The following is a 3,928-nucleotide window of genomic DNA, read 5'->3' on the forward strand; positions in this document are numbered from 1 at the left end:
CGCCAGAGGAACTGCTGCCGCCAGTCAATCTAGAGCCGCCATCGCAAGACCTGCCTGCGGAAATCCCTGAGGCGCTGCCCATCGCCCGATTTGTGGTGCAGGGCAGCACGGCGTTTAGCGCCGAAAAGCTGGCAACGGTGGCGAAGCAGTCTGTGGTGGGTGGTGGAAGCGTGGCAGAAAACGGGGGCGATCGCTGTTCCCGCAGTGTAGACTCGCCGGATGTTTTAATCGCACAACCGCTCACTTTTGCCCAGGTGCTTCAGGCGCGGGCGGCCATCACCCAGCTTTACATCGACTGTGGCTATATCAGTTCGGGGGCGATCGTCCCGGCAGATCAGGTCTTGCCGCAAACGCCCGACGGCTACGTGGTTACGATTCAGGTCATCGAGGGTCGCCTAGAAGCCATCAACGTGGCGGGGCTAAATCGGCTGGATGCGGGCTACGTCCGCAGTCGGCTGCGGCGGGCGGCGGGCACTCCGCTCAACGTCAACAGTCTGCTGGAGGGGCTGCAACTGCTCCAGCTTGACCCACTGATTCGCAGCGTGTCTGCTGATCTGCAAGCGGGGACGCGCACCGGAACCAATGTGCTGCAAGTCGTCGTGCAAGAAGCCGACCCGGTAAGCCTGGATCTGGCGCTAGATAATGGGCGATCGCCCAGCGTGGGCAGCTTTCGGCAGCGGGCGCAGTTCAACCACGCCAATTTTCTAGGCTATGGCGATGGGCTGAGTGTGGGCTATACGCGCACCAGCGGCAGCAACGAATTTTCGGGCAGCTATACGATTCCGCTAAACCCGCAGGACGGCACACTGCGAATCGCCGCCGGAACCACCCGCAGCGATGTGATCGAAGAGCCGTTTGATCAACTGAATATTGCCTCGCGATCGCCCTATGCCGAACTTTCGCTGCGACAGCCTGTGGGGCGATCGCCCAACGAAGAATTTGCCCTCGGCCTTACCCTTTCCCACCAGCGCAGCCGCACCACCTTTGAAATTCCTGACGAGCAGGGCTTTCCCTCACCCGGAGCCGATGATCAGGGGCGCACCCGCGTCACTGCCCTCCGGTTTGTGCAGGAGTGGACCCGGCGCAATCGCCAGCAGGTTCTCGCGGCCCGCTCACAGTTTAGCCTGGGGCTGGATTGGTTAGACGCGACGGTAAACGACGGCGAACCCGATAGCCGATTTTTTGCCTGGCGTGGCCAGGGGCAGTGGGTGCGGCTGCTGGCGACGGATACCCTGTTCTTGCTGCGGGGCGATGTGCAGTTGACGGGCGACTCGCTGCTTGCGCTGGAACAGTTTGGGCTGGGCGGAGCTGAGAGCGTGCGCGGCTATCGCCAGGATGCCCTGCTGACCGATAGCGGAGCGCTACTGTCGGCGGAGGTGCGGCTACCCATTCTGCGAGTTCCCGAAATTGACGGACTGCTGCAACTGGCTCCCTTTATCGATGCGGGCACGGTCTGGAACGCCGACAGCAGCCAGCGCAACGACAATCAGCCAGATACACTGGTCGGCGTTGGGCTTGGGCTGCTGTGGCAACAGGGCGATCGCCTGTCTATCCGGGTCGATTGGGGCATTCCGCTGGTGGAGCTATCCGGGTCAGGCGACTCGCTCCAGGAAAGCGGCATCTACTTCTCGGTACTCTATTCGCCATTTTGAGGGCTGAGGACGCTGGACGGTTCCAGAGCGGCTGAGGGCTGTTCCGTGAGTGCTTTGGGTACAGTACCCTCCGGCAGTTGCGATAGATCATCGCCAAATCCCGATGATGTTGGAGACGGCAGGCTTTGCCCAATCAGGGCACTCAGCAATAGGCTCAGCAGCACCATGCCAAACCCGGACAACCATAGCCAAAAGGCCTGCCGAACCGACTTTCGCCCCCAGCGCATGATGAAAAACGCCAGCGACGCAAACGGCACCAGCAGGTAGGCAACCCCCCAAAGAACATGATCGCTGAACGCCAACACCAATCCCCAAAGCCCACCAACAATGCTTAAAATCGCACCAAGGAACAGCAGCGCTAAAACAATGAATGGCATAGGTTAAGCCCTCCGGAGAAACTGTGAAGTGAGAAATTGCGAGGCGAGAAATTGCGAGGCGAGAAACTGCGAAGCGAGAAACTGCGAAGCGAGAAACTGCGAAGCAAGAGATGGTTTGAAGCCAAAAACCTTGAAGACTCTAATCGCCAGAAGTCTTGACTAAATCCTGACTAAGAATTGAGCCAATGCAGATGAAGTCCACCGCGCCGCTATGGGAGCTTAATAAAGCCCTATTGACCCAAGCGGTTTACCTATTCTTGCTGCTGATGGCTGGGTTGCAGACCTGAGAGACATCCAGAACAACCCATTCTGCAAAGAAACCTAAGAAACCTTTAGTAACCCCTTGCGAAGCGAGTAGAGCGGCTTCAAGGCGATCGCACAACAACCGGGACCGTCGTCCAACCAAGACTCTCGTCCGAAAGGAATGGTAGCTGAGGAAACGATTAACACCCTGGGTTCTGGAACTGACTACATTGCTATGAGGGGATATTCCGGTGATCCTGCGTCGGGGGCTGCGTAAATTTCTATTGCAGCAACCAAGCGCGACGGACATCAGCACATTCAAAATCAGCACATTCAGCAGATCGCGTTTTATCGAGTTTTATCGAGTTTTATTCAGTGCGTCGTGTTCAACGATTTTTCGCTATCCTTATGGGCACGCAATGGGCACGCAAGCAGCACAATGGGCACGCAGTTCCTCCCTTGCTCAAGGTAATATGGGTGAACTATATTGAACCCATATCAAGCTGCCCGTCTGTCCGTGACAAGCCGTGATGAGCCGCGATGAGCCATTGGTTCAATCCACCTGTTCGCCTCCTATTCGCTTTTAGCTTGCCCCCTGCTCAGGGAAAATTTAGAAAACCACCGGGAGAAAGTTTTGGTGTACACGTCGCAACAGTCCTCCACTCGCAGCACGCCTTCTAGCACGCCTTTTGTAGATACGCGGGTTGCCGATCGCCCCGAACAGATTGACTTTTCGGCACTGCTCGACCCTTCGCTGCTGCAAGCCGCCCGCCACATCTATCGCACCTACTACGAAGTGCATCCCGATCAGGTGCAGCGTCCAATTGGCGTTGCGATTGACCGCTTTACGCACCGGGGCAAGCTGATTTTTTCTGGGAAGCCCATTCTATTGCCGCAGGAGTGCTTTATTCCTGTGGGGCAGCTTGAGGCGGATTTGTATTGAGGCGGATTTGTACTAGCCCCACATTAGGCGTTTGCACCAGCAGATTTGGGTGACGATTAGTTAGTAGATTCTTCTGTCCAAATCTACTGCATCCGAAACCTACTCTGTCCGGATCTACTGTCGCCGGAACCAGTCGTAGAGTCCGAGAGAGAGGGTCAGCCCCGCAAAATGGGCGGCGACTAGGTGCAGGTTTGCCGCAACCACTTGCAGGTTGAGGATTCGCACAAATCCCTGAGTGTTTGCCAAAGCAGATGAGGTTTCGGCCTGGGTCATCAGCGTTGCGATGCTGACTTCAGCGCCGACCAGTGTGACCAGCGCTCCGACCAGACCCAGCACAATGCCCACACGCAGCAGCCTGACCAGGGCACTGGTTTTGGGGTGTTGCTCCAGGTCGAGGCGGCGGAGACGCTGGGAAATGCGAATGTAGCGAAAGGCATTGGCGATCGCCACCAGCAGCAGCACACCGCCGCACACCGCCCAAAAAATGCCAATACCAATGCCCCGCACGGGCGGCTCATCCAGCACCAGATTAGACCGGGACGCAGACACCAGCCCCGCCGCCGCCGCCGCACCCAACCCCATTTGCAGCAGCACACTCAGCAAGCCCACCCACCAAAAGGCGCGAGACAGGTCTAGGGCACGATTAGCGGGCGATCGCAAGTCTGGTTTTGTCTGCATCCCTCGCGCACCCGCTACACAGACTCCGGCGACAA

The 3,928-nt window shown here is 57.7% G+C and carries 4 protein-coding genes; 2 read left to right on the forward strand and 2 right to left on the reverse strand.

Annotated elements, in window-relative coordinates; translation table 11 throughout:
- Positions 1 to 1,652: ShlB/FhaC/HecB family hemolysin secretion/activation protein (locus tag IGS51_RS01650; RefSeq protein WP_297075161.1), on the forward strand; the 1,652-nt coding region annotated here is incomplete at its 5' end.
- Here the strand turns inward: IGS51_RS01650 and IGS51_RS01655 are convergent.
- Positions 1,637 to 2,029: a hypothetical protein gene (locus IGS51_RS01655; protein ID WP_297075163.1), complete on the reverse strand. Its 393-nt coding sequence runs from the start codon at positions 2,027 to 2,029 to the stop codon at positions 1,637 to 1,639. The two genes, IGS51_RS01650 and IGS51_RS01655, sit on opposite strands and share 16 nt — an antisense overlap.
- A gap of 967 nt (positions 2,030 to 2,996) precedes the next feature.
- Between IGS51_RS01655 and IGS51_RS01660 the strand changes: the two genes are divergently transcribed.
- Entirely contained in the window at positions 2,997 to 3,215 is a 219-nt protein-coding gene (locus IGS51_RS01660) for a hypothetical protein (protein ID WP_297075166.1), read from the forward strand.
- 114 nt (positions 3,216 to 3,329) lie between these two features.
- On the opposite strand, the gene IGS51_RS01665 is transcribed toward IGS51_RS01660, so the two are convergent.
- A partial coding sequence (locus IGS51_RS01665) for a DUF3611 family protein (protein ID WP_297075165.1) occupies positions 3,330 to 3,928 on the reverse strand: 599 nt, incomplete at its 5' end.

Source organism: Thermoleptolyngbya sp. M55_K2018_002 (genome assembly GCF_015295965.1).
GTDB classification, from domain to species: Bacteria; Cyanobacteriota; Cyanobacteriia; order Elainellales; family Elainellaceae; genus Thermoleptolyngbya; species Thermoleptolyngbya sichuanensis.

What these genes read in the sequence shown, in the direction of transcription:
- IGS51_RS01655 (WP_297075163.1), bottom strand. Translation starts at nt 2,029, where the DNA reads ATGCCATTCATTGTTTTAGCGCTGCTGTTCCTTGGTGCGATTTTAAGC.